Below are 17,790 nucleotides of genomic sequence, written 5' to 3' on the forward strand. Positions count from 1 at the left end.
CCACCCCATTTTCTTTGATAAAATCTTTCCCTTCGGCGCTTTTAACCTTTTCGACGTTCATCTAAACGTGTGGGTAGAAGCCGATTACTCTAACCGGAAATCGCTTAAAGGGGTGGGCACAAGTCCCTGAAAAAGCGAGTGCTGGTGATGATCATGAAGCTTGACCTGGCGGTGCTCGGCCACGTCTCAATAGACTACATTAGGTTTCCGAAAAGGGAGGAGATAGTCTACCCCGGTGGTGCGGCCGCGGCGGTTGCCACTTCGGCGGCGCTGGCCGGCGCGAGGGTTGGTTTGATAACCAAAGTTGGGGTGGACTTTCCGAGGGAATGGCTCGAAAAGCTCGCCTCAATCCTCGACATCAAGGGCGTTCAAATCCTGCCCGGTAAAACAATCCACATATACATGATATACCACGAGGACGGAAGCGTTGAGGCCCCGGTTGACATGGGGATCGCTGAGAAAATGGGCGAGACCCCAATCCCCGAGAATTACCTGGACGCGGGGCTGTTCCACATAGCCCCGATTCCGCCGGAGGAACAGCTCAAGGCCCTGAAAAGGCTGGAAGGCAAGACGGTAAGCCTCGATTTCAACCCAACGTACATGGAGGACTACGAAAAGAAAACCGGGCTTATGAGGGAGATAGTATCGAGGGTCGAGGTCGTATTCCCCAACGAGAGGGAAGCGTTGACGATAACAAAAGCCAAAACCGTGGAAGAGGCCGCCAAAATCCTACACGGATGGGGTGCAGGGCTGGTTGTGATAACGCGCGGTGAGAGAGGGGTTCTCGTCTACGATGGCGAGTTCAGGGAGTTTTCGGCACTTCCGATAAGCCCCGAGGAAATCGTTGACCCCACCGGTGCCGGGGATGCATTCGCGGGCGGCTTTCTGGCGATGTACTCCAGGGGAAAAGGAGTTGAAGACTGTGTTAAAAAAGGACTGGAGAGGGCCAGGGAGGTTCTGAAAAAAACGGGGAGCTGGAGCATCTAAGAGGCCATGAACCGGGCAAAGAGGTACAGCACCACCAGGAGTAGAGCGGCCAGTGCAGTTACCTCAAACCTTGGGAGCGCGGGGGAGAGCATTGACATCAGCAAATAGGTCGGGAAGGACATTGCCACCGCCGCGATCAGGATGAGGTAGTGGTCCCTTGGAGCGCGCTCCCTGTCAAGATATCCCATCTCAAGGGCAAGAACCGCCAGCGCCATCACAGTGAGGCCGTAGAGGCCGCCAGTCCTCGTGTAGAGGAGAAAGACCGCCGTCACCAGCAGGAAAAGTACGCCCAGGAAGTACCACTGGACGGCCATGAGGGCCAGCGGCACCAGCAGGAGCGTTCTGATGTCACGCGTCCCAAGGAGTACGAAGAGGGGAATCAGGGGTATGAGGGAGTAGAGCCTTCTCTTAATCTTCACAGCCCAACCACCTCCGCGATAGCGGCCTCAAGGGGCTTTCTGACATCCCAGTCGATAATGATGCCGTAGGCAGACATCTTCATCAGCATTGCCCTCCTCTGGAGGGTAAGGAGCTTCACCGCCAGCTCCTCCTCACGGCCCTTCGGCTCAACCGCCGTGTAGGGATTCGGACTTATGACCACGACTTTGTAGCCGTACCGGGCCATTATTTTAAGCGCCTCCCTGCTCTCCTCTGTGAGGAGGGGGGAGAAGTATAACAGCTGGGCTTTAGCGGGGAAGCGTGCCTTTATCAGGTGCTCGACCTGGTAGGCTATCATGTTGTTCTTGTCCGGCTTTGCAGTGCTCAGGAAGTCTATGCACTTGAAGAAGTGCCTCTTGCCGTAGTCAACGCGAATCCAGAGCGGAACGTCTTCGGCCAGGAGAAGGCCAAAGCTGGTTCCGTTGTTGAGGGCGTTTAGCATGAGGGAAGCGGTTGCTCTAATCAGATGGTCAAAGACGAGACTGCCGGTGTAGGAGGCATCGACGATGAAGACGACATCGACCTTGCGCTCGCTCTCGTACTCGTTGGCCATTATCCTGCCTGTCCTCGCGGTGGCCTTCCAGTTAATTATCTTGAGCGGGTCTCCCGGCTGGTACTCCCTGATCGCGTGGAACTCAACCCCCTCACCGACCCTCGGAGAGGGGAGCGGACCGACGGTTATTTTAGTCCCCCTGGTGGAGTAGGGCGTTGGGACGTCAGTGATTATCGGAACGCCCACTATCTCGCTGTAGACGTCAACCTTCCTGTCGACCCTGAAGAAGCCGAACGGATCGCGATAGCTCAGCTTTACCCAGTTGAACTCGTGGATTCCGCGCTTAACGCGAACCCTGTACCTTATCTCCCTCTCCTCTCCCGGCCGGAGGGAGAGGACGTGCTCTCTCCGCCCATCCACAAGCTCCAAGCCAGGGGGGATGTCCTCGGTGATCTTCAGGGTGGGTATCCTCTCGTGTGATTTAATCCTGAGGACTATCTCAATTTCAGTTCCTTCAAGGAAGCGGTTGTGGGGAATCAGGCGTTCTATCTCAATGTCGAGGCGTGGTTTGAAGAAGAACACCGCCACAAAGAGGAGCCATATTATCGGCAGCGTCAGATACACCATCTCCCAGCGCAGGAGAAGGAAGGCAAACATAACGATGAGCCAGAGAGCGATGAGAATCTCCTCTGCCTTCTCCGTTGGGAGCATCTCATCTGTGGGCGCCTCCTCCCTCTCCTCAACGTGAGCGGTGCCGTAGAGCGGGGGTTGGGCCTGCACCTTTTCACCTCACTCAAACTTGGGAACCGGAACGCGCTCAAGGAGCTTCTCCATTATGCTCTCCTGGCTGACCTTCGTGTACCACAGCTCCCTCTTGAGGATGAGCCTGTGGCTCAGCGCTGGAACGGCGACGGCCTTTACGTCGTCGGGAATGACGTAGTCCCTGCCCTCCAGAGCGGCGTACGCCCTAGAGAGCTTGAGCAGGGCAAGGCTACCCCTGGGCGAGGCTCCAACCTCTATCTCCTTCTTGTCCTCCCTCGTCGCAAGGACCACATCGGTTATGTACTCCAGGATCGCGTCGCTGACGTAAACGTCCTCTATCGTCCTCTGCATCTCAACGACCTCCTCGGGGGTCAGGATGGGCGTTATATCAACCTCCTCCTTCTTCCTGGCCATCCTCCTCCGGAGTATCTCGATTTCCTCACGCCTACTCGGATAGCCAACACGGAGCCTGACGAGGAACCTGTCCAGCTGGGCCTCCGGGAGCGGATAGGTGCCCTCCTGCTCTATCGGGTTCTGGGTGGCGATGACTATGAAAGGCCTCTCCAGCTCGTATGTGCTCCCCTCAACTGTGACCTGCCTCTCCTGCATGGCCTCAAGTAAAGCGGACTGGGTCTTCGGCGGGGCACGGTTGATCTCGTCGGCGAGGAGTATGTTCGTGAAGATTGGGCCCTTCTTAAACTCGAACTCGAGGGTCTTCTGGTTGAAAACGCTGACACCCAGGATATCGCTGGGGAGTAAGTCCGGTGTGAACTGGACGCGCTTGAACCTAACACCCAGAGCGGTGGCGAAGCTCTTCACCATGAGCGTCTTTGCTAAACCGGGCAGGTCTTCGAGGAGTATGTGCCCATCGGCCAAAATCGTCGTCAGTATGAGCTTCAGCACCTCGTCCTTTCCTACTATCGCTTTCTTGACCTCCTCAAGGACGGCATTACCCTTGGAGCTTACCTCCTCTATCTTCATAGATATCCTCCTCCAGGATTTCTAGAGCCTTTTCAAGGTTATCGAGAAAATCCCCCTCCGAACGGAGGGCTTTGATTGCCTCGTTGGGTTCGGAGGTGAGGGAATGAAAAGCCTTGTTATAATCGTCAGAGAGCGTGGCGTATATTCCCACTATCTTCTCCTCAAGAAGGGAGCGGGCGACCTTTCCTTTCTTGGCGCGCTCTATGAGGGTCACCATCCTCTCAATGTCTGTTTTTCTCTCGACCCTAAGCCGGCGCTCCTTCTTGGGCAGGGGGACATGTATCTCAAAACCAAAGAGGAGAAAGGCCAAAAGACCGCCCAGAATCAGGACGGCGAGCCATCTAATCATGTATGACCCGGCGATTATAGCGATGAGCAGAGGAATCACGGCTATCGCAAGGGCATAATTAAACCTCATTCACACCCCTCCGCATCGTGCGGTAAACTTCGAGGGCCCTCCCGGCGTCATCCCAAGTTATTTTCTCAGGGGCATACTTTGCCTTTTCGAAGAGCCTGGTGAGTTCGAGGAACGCGTCGTGCATGTATTTCACATGCCGGGCATGCTCCCAGTGCGTCCAGCTCTCCTCGTAGGGAATCCCCAGGTAGTTGAGCCAGAGAACGGCGTTCTTGTATATCCCTACGATAGCCTCTCTTGGGTTCTCGAACATCTCAAGTCCAAGCTCATCAAGCTTCTTATCGAACAGCTCGGCCCGGAGCTTCATCTCCTTACGCTCCTTTTTCTGCAGGTATTCGCGATACTGAATCACGGCAAGGTATGCAAAGACCGCTATTGCAACCACAAGGAGGGCATAGAGAAGGTACTGGGACGGCAGAGGATGCCTAAACGTGGGTGCCAGCGGGGTGTTGTTGTAGTAAACGGGGGACTGGGTGGTGGACTGAAGGGGAAGTGAACCGTTCACCGAGCCGTTCACAGAAGTATCGTTGGCTGGAAAACCCTGGGGGCGCTTTTTCATCATGCGGAAAACAACCCCTCCCACGATGCCACCGAGCACAATGGCAAAGTAAGTCAGGAAACCGAAGCTACCGCCCTCATCCCGCCTGAAAGGATCCCTCCACCCAAGAAGGACGCCGATGATAACGAAAAGACCAACTATCGCGAGAACGATAAGAAGGACGCCTGTCCAGGGCGCAGAACTGCCCTCAGATGCGCTCAATGTAGTTGCGCTGTAATTAATCATGAGCGTCATCAGTGAAAACAGCAGTCCAGAGAGGGCCAAGAATTTTACCCTGGTGGACATTTTTATCGAAAAGTGTAGAGAGGGCAGGTTTAAAAGCTTTTACCCCCAGGTAAAGGTCAGGTGATGACGGTGGAGAGGGTTCCGAAGCTTTACGTTGAAGCTCCTCCGGAGGAATGCATCGAGGGAGGAAAGGCGATAAAAGACTGCGTGATCATCAGCGGGAACGTTGAGGTATGGCTGAAGAAGGGTGAAACCGTTCCCGACTTCGTTGAGGCGGAGGGTGCCAAGTTCCTCGCGAAGGAAGTTTACGACAGGTTCTACCTCTACGTTGACAGAATTGAGGGAAAGCTGCTCGCGGATGCGGTTCTGGTGCTCCCTGACGGAAGGACGAGAATATACCTGAAGAAGGGCGACGAACTGCTCCTGCTCCCCGTGGAGGGATACACAAAGACCCTGATAGCGAACGTGGGGAACAGGGTAAGAACGGGCGACGCCTTCGCGGCCATAACCACGAGAAAAGGTGAAGTTCACTACCTCAAGCCCCCCAAGACCGGGACGGTTGTGTTCATAGACGAGGTAACGAACAGGCCGCACTACGTTTACTACATCCTTCCCGAGGAGTAGGCATCCTCTTCATTCTTCCATTCCTACAATTATCGCATCTATGCTGGACTTGAGGGCCAAGGTTATCCCGTCGATGGGATCCATGCCCTTGAGGGTCCTGGTGTGCCTAGCGCTTGTTATTATCAGCGACCACCTGAACAGGTTTTCCTTCACTTTACGGCTCTGGAACATGGCTATGAACCTCTTGCCGTCCTTTGAGGCCTCAATTATCTCAACATCGGTGTCCCCTAGCTTCGTGGAATACACGTCCCTAACGGTGAGGTCGCTGTATTCTCTCCTGAGGGTTTCGGATAGGTACCCCATGATATCACCCCCTTTTAAATGGTGTGACGTTCTTTATATAGTTGCCGTGTTTATCGTTCAAAGTGGAAAAACCAAAACCGTTATAAGGCGCCGGGTCAAGCCCCCCATGAAGAGAATTTTGGAGTTGAAGGAAATGAAGATTGAAGCTGGAGATTTTGTGGTGTTCCACTACGTGGGCAGATTTGAGAACGGTGAAGTTTTTGATACCAGTTACGAGGACATCGCCAGGGAAAACGAGATATACGTGGAGGAGAGGGAATACGGCCCCCTCGGCGTCAACGTCGGAGTTGGCGAGATAATTCCCGGCCTTGACGAGGCCCTTATCGGCATGGAGATTGGGGAGAAGAAAACGGTTACGATACCTCCAGAGAAGGCTTACGGCATGCCGAACCCAGAGCTGGTTATAGATGTTCCAATCTCCGAGTTTACCAGCGCGGGCCTGGAGCCGGTTGAAGGGATGTACGTCATGACAGACTCGGGGATAGCCAAGATAGCCAAGGTCGGCGAGGAGAGCGTCACCCTCGACTTCAACCACCCGCTCGCAGGGAAGACCCTCATCTTCGAGGTAGAAATAGTGGACGTCCAGAAAGCTAAAGAAGAGGCCTCAGATTCCAATATTGAGGCCTGAAGTCCCCTGGAAGACCACAATACCCATCACCATTAGCAGCAGGCTATATTTGATGCCTGCTGAGTATTTCCCTTCTCTTATGACACCAATCCCCAAACCTGAAACTATGGCCTGGAGAGCAACAAAAGCCAAAAGTATCGTCCGTATAGTACCAACCGGAAAAGTCACGTTCCCAGTACTCATCGCGAACATGACCTGAGCGACTATTCCCAATATCAGGGGGCCGATAAATCCACTGGTTATTATGAAGAACATAACCTGCATGCCGGTCGAGGCTTTTCTCTCCTGCTTTATCCTGAGTATTTCTCTCACGTCGTTTCCGACATAGACCAAGACATCGCTCATAGGTGCGCCCCTCTCAAGGGCCTCAATAATTATCATCATGGAACGATAAATGACGGGAGATCTCATATTCCTTATCGCAAAGGCACGAAGTGCCTCAGATGTTGGACGACCTTTCTTTATTTCGGCGACAGTCCTCCTGAACTCTTCCGTAAGTGCACCAAATTTAGTCGTCGTTAGCTCCTCCAGCGCCTCCGAGAAAGAGATCCCCGCCCTAAGAGAACTGGCCAAATAAAAGAATGCATCAGGCAACATTTTCTCCATATCCTCTATGCGCTTGCTGATTTTCCAGTATGGATAACCAAAGGCTATTGCCGCAAAAAGTGCTATGAACGTTGCAACGGCATACACTGGATGAAGGAATAGCTCAATAACAAGACCTCCTATTATCCCAATCAGCAGGGACACTATAAGGTACTCTGCAGCGAGGAAGTTTATACCGGAAGAGTATATGAAAACCTCATAACGCCTCATCCAGCGCTTGGGAACTATTCTCTCGACGATTTTTATCAACGCTGAAGACAATCCACCGGCCATCACTGTCACCTCGGCTCTCCCTTCTTGATCATGCTAACGATTATAAACGACAGGGCAGGGAAAGCGAAGAGAAGTATAACCGCCAGAGTCTCCGGGGGCAGTATTAGCTGCTGTGCCATCACAGACCCTGCCAATATTCCAACCACAAACATCGTGGGTAGGACTATGGTCATAAACATGTATATGAAAGCTATACCATTGACTTTCTGGACATACTCCACCAGTTTCATTCTGTATTCAAAGGCAAAGTCTTCCGCCAGCTTATAGAGGATCTCGGAGAGGTTTCCACCGAACTTTATTGCCCTGAGTATCTGCTTGACGACACGGCTGACGTTTTCCGAACCCATCTTCTCATCAAACTTTGTAAGGGCATCCTCAAAGGACGAACCTGTCCTCATGTCCCTCAATATTAGCTCAAACTCCTCAGAGATGACACCGTAATCAGCACGGGCAACGGAGAGAAGGGCCTCTGAAATACCAACACCCGCACTCAGGAGGGACGCTATGTGCCTCAGGGCATAGGGCATGGCCCTTTCCACCTCAACGATCCTGCGCTTCCAGACCATCCTTGGGTAGTACCTCATGTACATAAAGCCACCCACAAAACCCAGGAACCCCACCAGAGCAGACATATCAACAGGGACGTACAGGAGATATGCAAAGAGAAACCCAAAAATGCCCGCAAAAATTGCAACTGCAAGCATCAGGGCAACATACTTTTCTTGGGGCATTAATATACTTGCCCTGTAAAGATCCTGATCAAGCCCTCTCAGCGAGTTTGTGAGTGTTTCCACTGGGCCTTTAAAGTAGCGAAGCACAGTCTCGGCAAGTCTCTCGGAGAAGGGCTTTTGTATTTCCTTTTTTCTCCATTCAAGCAGTTCTTCCAGTTCCTTTTCCTTCTTTTCCATGGTTTTTTCTTTTTCAACCTCTTTCTGGAGCTCTTTAAGGGCCCTAAGCCTCTCCTGAACACTCTTACCCTGGGGGATTCTCCTTATGGGCTTCTCGGCTACCTCAACAGTTTTCCCACCTAGGCGCTCCAAAAAGTCAGTAATGGCTTTAACAACGCCCACGATTACCACCCTAAACCAGGTTCCTAACCTGCCTGCTAGTCTCTACGCCACTCTCTGCCTGGATTCTCCTGAACAGTGCCTCCTCATCTATGTAAAACTGCCTTATGTAGTACCCAACCTTCTCAATGCTTCGTATACCCCGTTCTATCATCCAGTCGAGGATTATCTTACGCTTCTCCTTTTCGAACTCAAGCTCCGATACACTCATCCCGGTATGGTGGGCAAGGGTGTTAAGAGTCTTACTCGGGACTCCAGTGGGGATGAGCTCGTCCTTCGCGGGATCGTACTTGTATAGCTTGTTCAGCTGGACGCTTTCCCCTTCTATACCCGATACCTCTGCAATCTCAGTAATGCGCCTTATGGTGCCCTTCTTTCTGCTGTGGAACCTTACCTGCATTATAATAATATCAAGAGCCGGTATCATTATCCTTGGAACATTCATTGGGGGACTCTCAAGGCGGACTATAGTCTCCCTCGCACTGTTGGAGTGGATGGTTCCCATACATCCATCGTGCCCCGTGTTCATGGCGGTGAACATCGTTCTGGCTTCGGGGCCACGAACCTCACCGACTATGATTCTGTCGGGACGCATACGAAGGGTGTTCTTCACGAGGTCATCCATCGTGATTTCTCCCCTGCCCTCAACGTTGGGGGGCCTTGTCTCAAGCCTGATCCAGTGTTCGACCGGGAGCTGAAGCTCGGCGGTGTCCTCTATCGTAATAACACGCTCACTTGGAGGTATGAACATCGCCAGGGAGTTCAGGGTGGTCGTCTTTCCGGAACCTGTACCTCCAGCCACGAGAACGTTGGCGGGTTTAACTCCGAGACCGTCAACGAATATCCAGAGGAGGGCAGCTATCTCTGTATTCATGGTTCCGTATTTTATGAGGTCAATTATCGTGAGCGGATCTTTTTTGAACTTACGGATGGTTATGGTTGGGCCGTCGAGACTTATGGGGGGTATCGTGGCGTTGACACGGCTTCCGTCAGGAAGGCGTGCATCGAGGAGCGGGCTCTGCTGGTCTATCCTCCTGCCCACCTCCCTTGCAATGCGTTCTATTATGTTGAGTATCTCCTTCTCCTCTTGGAAGGTTATGTTTGTCTTACACATGTTAAAGCGCCTATGCCAGACGTAAACAGGCCTGTTCGTTCCGATAACCATTATCTCCTCAAGGTTGTCGTCCCTAACCAAGGGATCGAGCTTGCCGTAGCCTATCATGGACTGGACTATCATCTCCGTGAGAACCTCAATCCTGCCCTCGGAGAAATGGGGAGCCTCGTCCTTAATCATCCGCCTGACGGCGTTCATGAAGACACGCCGGCGCTCCTCCACGTCGGGGAAGGCAGTGGGGTCAATTTGAAGTTCAGTAATTGCCCGATCCTTTATCCTTTTGAACAGCTCTTCCTCCTCACGGCTCAGCTTGGGAAGGCGTATCTCATATATTGGAACAGGCTCGCCCTTTACACGGAGTATACGGACGTTTCCGTAGGCATCTAGAACCTCGGCCTTCCCGGCGTAGGTGGCCTCCTCCGAGCGGATCGAAGAACCCAGTATATCCTGGAGGGTTGAAGGTGGCCTTGGCTTCGGAGCGGGCTTGGAACCTTCGGTAGGGGCTTTTTCCTCTTTTACCAAAATCTCCCCCAAGATGTCTGCCCCAGTAGGTCTGCTGGTTATAGCTTCCTCCGGAGAGGGACGACTGAGTATCTCCTCAAGATCAATGCCCCCCTCTTCCTTCACAAAGGGGAGCTGCTCCTCCTCATCCTCCATCTTCTTGTCTTTTTTGAGTACGTTCTCAAGGAGGTCATCCTCTCCGCTCAGGATCTCATCAATCCACGATACCGTTTCCTTCTTCTTTTTCTTCTCGCCCAGCACCAACGCTCACCGCCCCTCAGTCTTCCAGCTAACGTGGTAGGTTATATCCACACCCTTGCCCATGAATATTATCCAGATGGGGAAGTCAAAGCCCGCATACTCTGGCGGTTTAATCTCGGGGATTCCAACCGATACACCGCTTATAAGGCTGTTCGAGAGCTGGAACATTCCGGGCATTGAGGGAAGAGGCTGTGGCTGGGTCTTCTGGGGTGGGTTGAGACCCTTGTACTTCCAGATGAACTCCTCCATATAGTCCCTGTAGGTCATCGTATAGTTCGGGGTGAAGTCGGTCATGTTAGCCCCATTAAATATGACCGGTATCGCAGCTGCAAAGAAGGTGTTGAATATCCCAGCCTCGTTTGGAACGTTGGTGAGGCGGAAGGTAACGTCCCCCTCATACCCGAGGATTTTTATGTGACCATCAATAATCGGGAACATGCTCCGCATGTAGATAACTTTCGGGGTGTTTATAAGCTGGGGATACACCACTCCACAGCTTAAAACGCCTATATCATCGAGGTCCTGGACGACTCCACTGACACTGCTTCCATTGTACTCAACGGATGTTATTTTGGCTGAGTCACCGCACACCGTCTGGTAGTCGATGGTGGGTATGATGTATGAGTAGTGGGACGTTATCCTAAAGTTGACGACAACGGTTTCATAGGGCATTATCCAGAAGCCGGTGTAGTAGTTGAGGGTTGTTCTCTGGACGTTCGAGATGTTATGGACAACGGTATCCCCCAGAAGAAAGGCCTGAACGCTCTCACTGTTATCCAGCCTGTAAACGGTGAAGTCATAGCGCGGGTTAACGACGATGAACTTGGGGAACGGAGCGGTGTTTACAATAGTCACGTTTAGGTTTATCATCACCTCCCCCATGACTCCGATGTTGTTGTAAGTGTCACCAGGGAGGGTGTAGGTAGCCGCACTAACTAGAGATGAAGCTAACAAAAGAATAAAGAGAGATGCTGCGAGGCGCTTCATTATGATCACCTCAGGTAGCGACCTTAGCGATGTAAAGGTACTGCTGGTTGGAGAGTATGTCCGGCACGAATATCGAGGGCACCTTCACTATTATCAGGAACTGGGTGTTCGGATCGAGCACGAGCATGCCCGATTCCTTCTCAAGGTCAACTATCTCCCAGCCGTATGCCCTGAGCTGCTCCTTGACGTCCTCGCTGGCCTGTATCTTGCCCGCCGCGATGGCCTTGAGGATCTCCGTGAGGTCAACCGTGTAGCTGTAGCTGGCGGAGGCACTCTGGCTGGCCGTCTGGGAGTTGGTGTATATGTCGCTGATGGCCTGTCCGTTGGTTATGGAAGTATCTCCCGGCGTGTACTGGGTGTTGTGCTGCTCGGTGTACTGGGTTGATGAAGTGGTGCTCGATGAACTCGTCTGGCTCTGCGCCTCGTTGACGGATATGGTTCCGGCCTGGGTCGGCAGGAGAACCAGCTCAACGTAGCCCTCGTTGACTATCTCCTTGAAAGGCGCGTTGGTCGCGTTCTTCGCGAATATCATAATCTTGTCTCCCGGAGCGAGGAAGGCACCATTTATCTTGTCCCTTGAGAGGACGAGGGCGATGTCAACGAACTCGACCTTATAAACCTTGTACTGGATGAGCTCCCTGTAGTCGAGTATGCCTCCTAGAGCGGATTTGGCCTCGGCCTTGGTGACTATCTTTTTGACGTTGTCCCTCTCAAGGATGACGTTCTGGGTCGGGATCGTGTCAATGACGTAGTAGTAGTACTCCCTCCAGAGTTCCAGGAGATACGGGTCGGCGTTTACTGCGTTGACCTGCTGCTCGGTGGTGGCGCTCATGACCTGCTCTTCAAGGCTGTTCAGGGAGTCAATAACCTTCTTCTTGAGATCGTCCGGCAGCGGCATTGCGAGAAGCTGGCTAAACTGAGCCTCGATCTGACTTATCTTCTCCTTCTTGGTCTGATTGAGCTGCCGCTCCATCTCAAGACGCTTCTGCTCCTCAAGATATGCCTGGTACTGGTTCCATGCCTCCTGATAGGCAGCTTTGACATCTATCGACTGAACCTCCTCAACCGTTTGGGCAGCGTTTATCTTTCTGATCAGCTCATCACGGGCATTTTTTCCAAACGTTGTGTTCATGAGCTCGCTCCCGGGCTTAAAATAAGAGTTGACTTCTGCGAGTTTTTTGTTCTTAGCCTGGGTGAGCTCCTCTGCGGCCCGGTTTTCCATGTAAATGTAAGCCCCTATAGAAATTATCAAAATCACGAGTATGACTATTGATGCACCAATGAGAATGCGTTTTCTTCTTTCTCTCTCCCGGATACTGCCTACGGGACGGGGCTTTTTAGGGGGTTTCCTGACAGGGGGTTTGGCAGTTTTAGGAACTTCAGGCTCTACGCTGGCTTTACCCAGCTCTCTAAGGCGGCGGATTTTCGCCTCAATATCCTCGGACACGTTGAGCACCACCATCAATCGTTATCATAACCAGCTTCTCATGTCGAATAGTTTTTTGAACTTCAATCTTTATTTAGGTTTCGGTGAGATGTATGGAGCGGTTAGAGATTAGAGTAATAAAAATCCGGGGGAAATGTCCCGTTTTTAGCCCAGGGAACAGAATAGTGATCGAGGGGGCAAGGGTAAATCTGGACGAAACCGATGCCATATGCACCCACGCCTTCGCATCACTACTGCCGTACATACTCGCACTGCGAAAGGGTATTAAGCCCAGTGAACTAGGGCTTGGCAGGGGTGAGAAAGCCTACGTCCAGTGCCTTGACCCTGGACCGCCATACACCGACGGCGGTACAGTAATCTTTGAGATAACGGTGGTGAGAGATGAAGCAGAGAAAAGCGTGGAGAGTGGTGAGAGAGGTAATAGATGAGGCCGATATGATAATTGAGGTAGTTGACGCCCGCGACCCGATAGGGACGAGGAACAGAAAACTGGAGAGACTCGCCCAGGAAGAGGGCAAACCGCTCCTCATAGTTATGAACAAGGCGGATTTAGTGCCGAAAGAGTGGGCTGAGGAGTACAAGAGGAAGAGCGACCTTCCGGTCGTTTTCATAAGCGCCCGTGAGAGGATGGGAACTGGAATCTTGAGGAGGGAAATAAGAAAGCTCGCAAAACCCCTGCTTAACGAGAGGGAGAAGGTTAAGGTCGCCCTCATAGGCTATCCCAACGTTGGGAAGAGCACGATAATCAACACGCTGAAGGGGAAAAGAGCGGTAGGGACCGCACCAATACCAGGCTACACAAAGGGAAAGCAACTGATAAGGCTCAGCAAGAAGATATGGCTTCTTGACAGCCCAGGCGTCGTTCCGATAGACGACTTCTACGAGCTCGTCATCAAGGGCGGTTTTCCGGCCGACAAGATAGAAGATCCCGTAAAGCCGGCCCTCAAGCTCATTGGGAGAATCCTGGAAACGAGGAAGGAAGCGATAACCGAGAAGTTCGGAATAGAGGAGTTCAAAAGCGAGGAGGAAGTCCTAAGGAAGATAGGAGAGAGAAGGGGCCTGATAAAGGCCGGCGGAGAGGTTGACATCGAGGAGACGGCAAGATGGTTCCTGAGGGAGTGGCAGACTGGTCGCTTCACCCTATTTGGGAAAGAGGGGAAGAGAGAGGAAGACTTTACATGGGACTTTGAGGAGGTTCTCGATGGAATAGAGAGGGACCTCCTCCTCGATCCGAGGAGGATCCTGTGGAAGTACGGCGACGAACTCAGAAAAAAGCTCGACAACCGGAAGCGCGTGGGGATAAGGGAGATAGAGGGCTTTACCGTTGGGATAGCGACCGGCTTCAAGAAGTGCGACGGCGGAACAAAGCTCCTCGAAAGGCTCACCGGCAAACACGTTTTAGCGAGCGAGTGCTTCGGGAAGAAGTGGAAGGGAGTAATAGCGATAATGGAGTGATGGGTATGAGGCTTTTGCTGACGACCTCACAGGGAATTGAAGACCTCGCGAAGGCCGAGGTCGAGAACCTGCTCTCGGAGTTAGGAGCTCCGTTTCGGGTGGAGGAGAAGCCGCTCGGCGTTGAGGGTAGAATTCTCGCTGAAGTCGGCGAGGCCTTCTACACCGACGAGAAGGGAAGGAAGAGGGAGCTTAGCGTTTCAACCTATCTTAACGAGCGCTCAAGGCTCCTTCACAGAGTAATAGTCGAGATAGCGAGCGAGCGCTTTGAGGGAATAGGCGAAGAGGAACCCGAGCTTGCCCTCAGGAGGATAGAGGAGTTCGTCTCAGAACTTCCAGTGGAAAGGTACGTCAAGGTGAGCGAACCCTTTGCGGTGCGCTCCTTCAGGAAGGGTGAACATAAGATAACGAGCCTCGACATATCAAAAACCGTCGGAAAGGCAATATTCGAGAGGCTCGAGCGCTTCGGAACCCCCAAGGTGAATCTCGACCACCCGGCAGTCATATTTCGAGCAGAGCTTATAGGGGAGGTCTTTTTCCTCGGAATAGACACAACCGGAGACAGCTCCCTTCACAAGAGGCCGTGGCGCGTTTACGACCATCCGGCTCATCTCAAAGCCAGCATAGCCAACGCGCTGATTGAGCTGGCAAACCCCGGCGGCGGCCCATTCATCGACCCATTCTGCGGAAGCGGTACGATTCCGATAGAGCTGGCCCTGAGGGGCTATGATGGACGGATAATCGGCCTGGAGAAGTTCAGGAAGCACCTGGTTGGAGCAAAAATGAACGCCCTCTCCGCGGGAGTGCTGGGGAGGATAGAATTCCTTCTCGGCGATGCAACCAGACTGAGCGAGTACGTCGAAAGCGTCGATTTCGCCGTGAGCAACCTTCCCTACGGGCTGAAGATAGGAAGGAAGAGCGCCATTCCGAGGCTCTACATGGACTTCTTCGGAGGGCTGGCAAAGGTTCTCGAAAAGCGCGGTGTCTTCATAACCACCGAAAAAAGGGCGATAGAGAAAGCCATAGAGGAGAACGGCTTTGATATCAGGCACCACCGCCTCATAGGACACGGTGGACTCATGGTTCACACCTACGTCATAGAATAGCGGGATCAAGTGGACATCAAAGGGAAAGAAAAAATTTTAGGCTCAGACCTTCAGCGCCTTGACCGCGCTGAGGGTCTCCTTGAGATCGTCGTAGCCGTAGCGGAGGTACTTCCTTCCCTCTTCTTCGTAGCCGTCAGCGAAGGCGCTCCAGGCCCTGTTGAGGGCCCTCTCACCCCTGCTGAAGACGCTCATGATGGTTCCGTAGGTCATGAGACCCTCTATCCTGAGGGGCTGGGCCTTTTCGGCGAACTCGTCGAGTTCTTCGAGTATCTTCGTAAGTTCCGCCGTGGCTCTTTCGCCGGAGGCGTCCATTATCGCCTCAAGCCTTCCGAGTGCATCTGAAAGGAGCCTTTCAAGCTCCCTGACGCCGCCGGTTCCGGTCTGGGCCGCCCTGTGGAGCTCCTCCTTCGCACCCTGGCGCCTGAGGAATATTCCGACACCCATCACCGCGAGGGAAACTGCCAAACCACCCCACATGGGCGGTATCCTGGCGGCGGTTATCGAACCTGCGACGAGGCCTACCGTGAGCAGGACGTTTCCAAAGAGCTTCTTCATCTCCATCACCTCACGGGTGGAGCACTCCAAGCACTGTGAGGACCGCGAAGAGGAGCGTCATTGCCGCCTCTCCGACCATCAGTCCGGCCGCGACCGGGAGCACCTTCTCGGTTATGAACTCGTTGCCCTTCCTCCTCTTGGCGATCTCGTGGACGATACAGCCGAGTCCGTAGGGCAGGATGTAGAGCATCGGCAGGTACATCGACAGGCCAACGAGGACGCCGAGTCCCGGTATTCCGCTCATGGAGAGGGCGAAGCCGAGTATTCCTCCGGCGATGAACTTGTCCACTGGAACGTTGCCCCCGAGGATGGCCTCGACCATGGACTTGAGGGCCATGGCCTGCGGCGCCGGAACGGCCTCGTTTCCTATTCCGTAGGCCTTCCAGATGAGTCCGACGACGGTGAGGGCTATTATCGGCCCTATCCAGGCTGTGAGGAGCTCGACCTTCTGCTGCCTGGAGGGAATACCCCCAACGAGGTGACCGGTCTTGAGGTCCTGCATCATGTCGGCGGCGCCGGAGATGGCTACACCGACGGTGGCTCCGAGGAGTATGGTGAGCGGAACCTGCTTGCCGGTGAGGTAAAGGAGTATCATGACCGACACGAGCGAGAGGCCGGAGACAGGGCTCCAGTCGGTCATTCCTGTGGACATGGCCACGAGCAGTGAAGCGACGAATATCCAGGCGACGCCGACGAGGGCGGTGAGCAGGCTCCTGCCGATGCCCAGGTTACCGAGCTGGTAGGTGGTGACGAGGAGCAGCAGGAAGGCGAGGGTTATTCCGGCGTAGAGGTATTTTATGGGAAGCTCCTCGTTCCTGCCGGTTCCGAGCTTGCTCGCGTTGGCTATGCTCCTGAGGGCAACTATGATGACGGGCATCGAGAGTATGAGGCCCGCTATCGAGCCGCCGAGGAGCATTCCGATACCGAGCGGCCTGGTCATGTTGGCGTAGACGAAGCCGCTAATCGCTCCACCGGTGACGTCGCTCGGGAGCCAGCCGAGGGCCTTGACTATGGGGGTGATGATGTAGTAGGAGAGTATTCCGCCGGCGAGGACTATGAGGCCGTTCCTTCCGGTGATGAGGCCCATTCCAAAGACCATCAGCGAGAGGGCCATGGCGAGGCTGACCCACTCGGGGAGGTGGAGTATGGCTCTAAGGTCGACGTACTCGGGAATAATCTCCGGAAGGCCGAGCACCGGGAACTGCTGGACCAGATAGACGGCCGTGCTGACGGCCATGCCGAGGAAGAGCAGCCTGGCCTTCTCGATTCCACTTCCCGGGGTCTTGAGGACGGTGGCAACGGCTGTTCCGGTCGGGAAGCGAAGCCTGTCGATCTCGATCATCTGCTTCCTCAGCGGGATGATGAAGGTGATTCCGAGTATTGCTCCGGCCGCGGTGGCGAGGAAGAAGTAGGTCGTGTTTATCTCCTGGTGCAGGCCCATGATGTAGAGCGCTGGTATGGTGAAGATGACTCCAGAGACGGAGATGTTGACGGCAGAGGCTATGGTCTGGACGATGTTGTTCTCGACGACGGTTCCCTTCTTGAGGATTCCGCTGAGGACTCCCCAGCCGACGATGGCAGCTATGGCCGAACCGCCGGAGGTGAAGCCCATTATCATCCCCGCGTAGGTGAAGCTGGCCGCCATGAAGGCGCCCCAGACAACACCCAGTATTATAGCGGCGGGCGTCACTTCGCGGTAGGTCTCGTCAGAATTGCCACGCTTCCATCCAGATGACCTCAGTTTCCAGTTGGCATCAGCCATCTCCCAACCTCCTGTACAGTCATGAGCATTTATGTCCACATGCCTATAGGACGTGCAACCCTTAGATATCGCCCCTTTCCAAAATATAAAGTTTTTCAGACCCGTAAAGGTCAAGAAAGCGAAGTTAAAACCAGAAACGGGTTAAAAAAGACTTTTATGCCGTTTTTAGCGTCAGCATGAATAAAAATTCATCAGTGAGATGAACAGGTGAACACCAACGCACATTACGACATTAAGGGCTCGA

The 17,790-nt window shown here is 53.5% G+C and carries 19 protein-coding genes; 6 read left to right on the plus strand and 13 right to left on the minus strand.

Translation table 11 applies throughout. The features are described from left to right. The first annotated feature begins 153 nt into the window (after positions 1–153). Positions 154–987 carry a carbohydrate kinase family protein gene (locus NUS69_RS08930; protein ID WP_258085064.1) on the plus strand — a complete coding sequence of 278 codons (834 nt, stop codon included), beginning with the start codon at positions 154–156 and terminating at the stop codon, positions 985–987. Here the strand turns inward: NUS69_RS08930 and NUS69_RS08935 are convergent. The 5 genes from NUS69_RS08935 to NUS69_RS08955 all read right to left on the minus strand — a co-directional run bounded on the left by NUS69_RS08935 (position 984) and on the right by NUS69_RS08955 (position 4,920). Then, a complete protein-coding gene (locus tag NUS69_RS08935; RefSeq protein WP_258083449.1) occupies positions 984–1,406 on the minus strand; it encodes a hypothetical protein in 423 nt (140 codons plus the stop codon). The two genes, NUS69_RS08930 and NUS69_RS08935, sit on opposite strands and share 4 nt — an antisense overlap. Next, on the minus strand, positions 1,403–2,629 hold the full coding sequence (locus NUS69_RS08940; RefSeq protein WP_258085065.1) for a DUF58 domain-containing protein: 1,227 nt from the start codon (positions 2,627–2,629) through the stop codon (positions 1,403–1,405). The genes NUS69_RS08935 and NUS69_RS08940 overlap by 4 nt, the downstream gene beginning before the upstream one ends. Positions 2,630–2,707: 78 nt before the next feature. Next, positions 2,708–3,661, minus strand: a complete 954-nt coding sequence (locus NUS69_RS08945) for an AAA family ATPase (RefSeq protein WP_258083450.1) — start codon at positions 3,659–3,661, stop codon at positions 2,708–2,710. Then, positions 3,630–4,079 (minus strand): hypothetical protein, encoded by a 450-nt coding sequence (locus NUS69_RS08950; RefSeq protein WP_258083451.1) that lies wholly within the window; start codon positions 4,077–4,079, stop codon positions 3,630–3,632. Before NUS69_RS08950 ends, NUS69_RS08945 begins: the two co-directional genes overlap by 32 nt. Then, positions 4,069–4,920 carry a DUF4129 domain-containing protein gene (locus tag NUS69_RS08955; protein WP_258083452.1) on the minus strand — a complete coding sequence of 284 codons (852 nt, stop codon included), beginning with the start codon at positions 4,918–4,920 and terminating at the stop codon, positions 4,069–4,071. Before NUS69_RS08955 ends, NUS69_RS08950 begins: the two co-directional genes overlap by 11 nt. A gap of 69 nt (positions 4,921–4,989) precedes the next feature. Between NUS69_RS08955 and NUS69_RS08960 the strand changes: the two genes are divergently transcribed. Beyond that, positions 4,990–5,484: a DUF2118 family protein gene (locus NUS69_RS08960; RefSeq protein WP_258085066.1), complete on the plus strand. Its 495-nt coding sequence runs from the start codon at positions 4,990–4,992 to the stop codon at positions 5,482–5,484. 9 nt (positions 5,485–5,493) lie between these two features. Here NUS69_RS08960 and NUS69_RS08965 read toward each other — a convergent pair whose 3' ends face one another. Continuing rightward, positions 5,494–5,787, minus strand: coding sequence for a hypothetical protein (locus NUS69_RS08965; RefSeq protein WP_258083453.1), 294 nt, complete (start codon positions 5,785–5,787; stop codon positions 5,494–5,496). Positions 5,788–5,920: 133 nt separating this feature from the next. Between NUS69_RS08965 and NUS69_RS08970 the strand changes: the two genes are divergently transcribed. Continuing rightward, a complete protein-coding gene (locus NUS69_RS08970; protein WP_258085067.1) occupies positions 5,921–6,415 on the plus strand; it encodes an FKBP-type peptidyl-prolyl cis-trans isomerase in 495 nt (164 codons plus the stop codon). On the opposite strand, the gene NUS69_RS08975 is transcribed toward NUS69_RS08970, so the two are convergent. From NUS69_RS08975 to NUS69_RS08995, 5 genes are read right to left on the minus strand one after another with little or no spacing between them, the layout of a single operon-like run. Next, entirely contained in the window at positions 6,392–7,294 is a 903-nt protein-coding gene (locus NUS69_RS08975) for a type II secretion system F family protein (RefSeq protein WP_258083454.1), read from the minus strand. The two genes, NUS69_RS08970 and NUS69_RS08975, sit on opposite strands and share 24 nt — an antisense overlap. A 5-nt stretch (positions 7,295–7,299) precedes the next feature. Then, complete coding sequence (locus tag NUS69_RS08980; RefSeq protein ID WP_258083455.1) at positions 7,300–8,364, minus strand: type II secretion system F family protein; 1,065 nt, start codon at positions 8,362–8,364, stop codon at positions 7,300–7,302. Between the two features lie 10 nt (positions 8,365–8,374). After that, the gene (locus tag NUS69_RS08985) at positions 8,375–10,237 is read right to left on the minus strand and encodes a CpaF family protein (protein WP_258083456.1); all 1,863 of its coding nucleotides are present in this window, start codon (positions 10,235–10,237) and stop codon (positions 8,375–8,377) included. A gap of 6 nt (positions 10,238–10,243) precedes the next feature. Beyond that, the gene (locus NUS69_RS08990) at positions 10,244–11,224 is read right to left on the minus strand and encodes a hypothetical protein (RefSeq protein ID WP_258083457.1); all 981 of its coding nucleotides are present in this window, start codon (positions 11,222–11,224) and stop codon (positions 10,244–10,246) included. 10 nt (positions 11,225–11,234) lie between these two features. Next, entirely contained in the window at positions 11,235–12,671 is a 1,437-nt protein-coding gene (locus tag NUS69_RS08995; protein WP_258083458.1) for a DUF515 domain-containing protein, read from the minus strand. Between the two features lie 92 nt (positions 12,672–12,763). Between NUS69_RS08995 and NUS69_RS09000 the strand changes: the two genes are divergently transcribed. Genes NUS69_RS09000 through trm14 form a run of 3 tightly spaced genes read left to right on the plus strand, consistent with a single transcriptional unit; the run spans position 12,764 to position 15,229 of the window. Next, positions 12,764–13,099: a TIGR04076 family protein gene (locus NUS69_RS09000; protein WP_258083459.1), complete on the plus strand. Its 336-nt coding sequence runs from the start codon at positions 12,764–12,766 to the stop codon at positions 13,097–13,099. Further along, positions 13,053–14,126: a GTPase gene (locus tag NUS69_RS09005; protein WP_258083460.1), complete on the plus strand. Its 1,074-nt coding sequence runs from the start codon at positions 13,053–13,055 to the stop codon at positions 14,124–14,126. Before NUS69_RS09000 ends, NUS69_RS09005 begins: the two co-directional genes overlap by 47 nt. Before the next feature lie 5 nt (positions 14,127–14,131). Beyond that, complete coding sequence (gene trm14, locus NUS69_RS09010; protein WP_258083461.1) at positions 14,132–15,229, plus strand: tRNA (guanine(6)-N2)-methyltransferase; 1,098 nt, start codon at positions 14,132–14,134, stop codon at positions 15,227–15,229. A 42-nt stretch (positions 15,230–15,271) separates the two neighbouring features. On the opposite strand, the gene NUS69_RS09015 is transcribed toward trm14, so the two are convergent. Beyond that, the gene (locus NUS69_RS09015; protein WP_258083462.1) at positions 15,272–15,790 is read right to left on the minus strand and encodes a cell division protein; all 519 of its coding nucleotides are present in this window, start codon (positions 15,788–15,790) and stop codon (positions 15,272–15,274) included. A 4-nt stretch (positions 15,791–15,794) separates the two neighbouring features. Beyond that, positions 15,795–17,546, minus strand: a complete 1,752-nt coding sequence (locus NUS69_RS09020) for an OPT family oligopeptide transporter (protein WP_258083463.1) — start codon at positions 17,544–17,546, stop codon at positions 15,795–15,797. Positions 17,547–17,790: the final 244 nt, after the last annotated feature.

The organism is Thermococcus thermotolerans, from assembly GCF_024707485.1.
GTDB classification, from domain to species: domain Archaea; phylum Methanobacteriota_B; class Thermococci; order Thermococcales; family Thermococcaceae; genus Thermococcus; species Thermococcus thermotolerans.

Bases quoted from the DNA above. Each gene is read 5' to 3' on its own strand.
- NUS69_RS08930 (WP_258085064.1), top strand. From the start codon at position 154: ATGAAGCTTGACCTGGCGGTGCTCGGCCACGTCTCAATAGACTACATT.
- NUS69_RS08940 (WP_258085065.1), bottom strand. From the start codon at position 2,629: ATGCTCCCAACGGAGAAGGCAGAGGAGATTCTCATCGCTCTCTGGCTC.
- NUS69_RS08945 (WP_258083450.1), bottom strand. From the start codon at position 3,661: ATGAAGATAGAGGAGGTAAGCTCCAAGGGTAATGCCGTCCTTGAGGAG.
- NUS69_RS08950 (WP_258083451.1), bottom strand. From the start codon at position 4,079: ATGAGGTTTAATTATGCCCTTGCGATAGCCGTGATTCCTCTGCTCATC.
- NUS69_RS08955 (WP_258083452.1), bottom strand. From the start codon at position 4,920: ATGTCCACCAGGGTAAAATTCTTGGCCCTCTCTGGACTGCTGTTTTCA.
- NUS69_RS08965 (WP_258083453.1), bottom strand. From the start codon at position 5,787: ATGGGGTACCTATCCGAAACCCTCAGGAGAGAATACAGCGACCTCACC.
- NUS69_RS08970 (WP_258085067.1), top strand. From the start codon at position 5,921: ATGAAGATTGAAGCTGGAGATTTTGTGGTGTTCCACTACGTGGGCAGA.
- NUS69_RS08975 (WP_258083454.1), bottom strand. From the start codon at position 7,294: ATGGCCGGTGGATTGTCTTCAGCGTTGATAAAAATCGTCGAGAGAATA.
- NUS69_RS08990 (WP_258083457.1), bottom strand. From the start codon at position 11,224: ATGAAGCGCCTCGCAGCATCTCTCTTTATTCTTTTGTTAGCTTCATCT.
- NUS69_RS09000 (WP_258083459.1), top strand. From the start codon at position 12,764: ATGGAGCGGTTAGAGATTAGAGTAATAAAAATCCGGGGGAAATGTCCC.
- NUS69_RS09005 (WP_258083460.1), top strand. From the start codon at position 13,053: ATGAAGCAGAGAAAAGCGTGGAGAGTGGTGAGAGAGGTAATAGATGAG.
- trm14 (WP_258083461.1), top strand. From the start codon at position 14,132: ATGAGGCTTTTGCTGACGACCTCACAGGGAATTGAAGACCTCGCGAAG.
- NUS69_RS09015 (WP_258083462.1), bottom strand. From the start codon at position 15,790: ATGGAGATGAAGAAGCTCTTTGGAAACGTCCTGCTCACGGTAGGCCTC.
- NUS69_RS09020 (WP_258083463.1), bottom strand. From the start codon at position 17,546: ATGGCTGATGCCAACTGGAAACTGAGGTCATCTGGATGGAAGCGTGGC.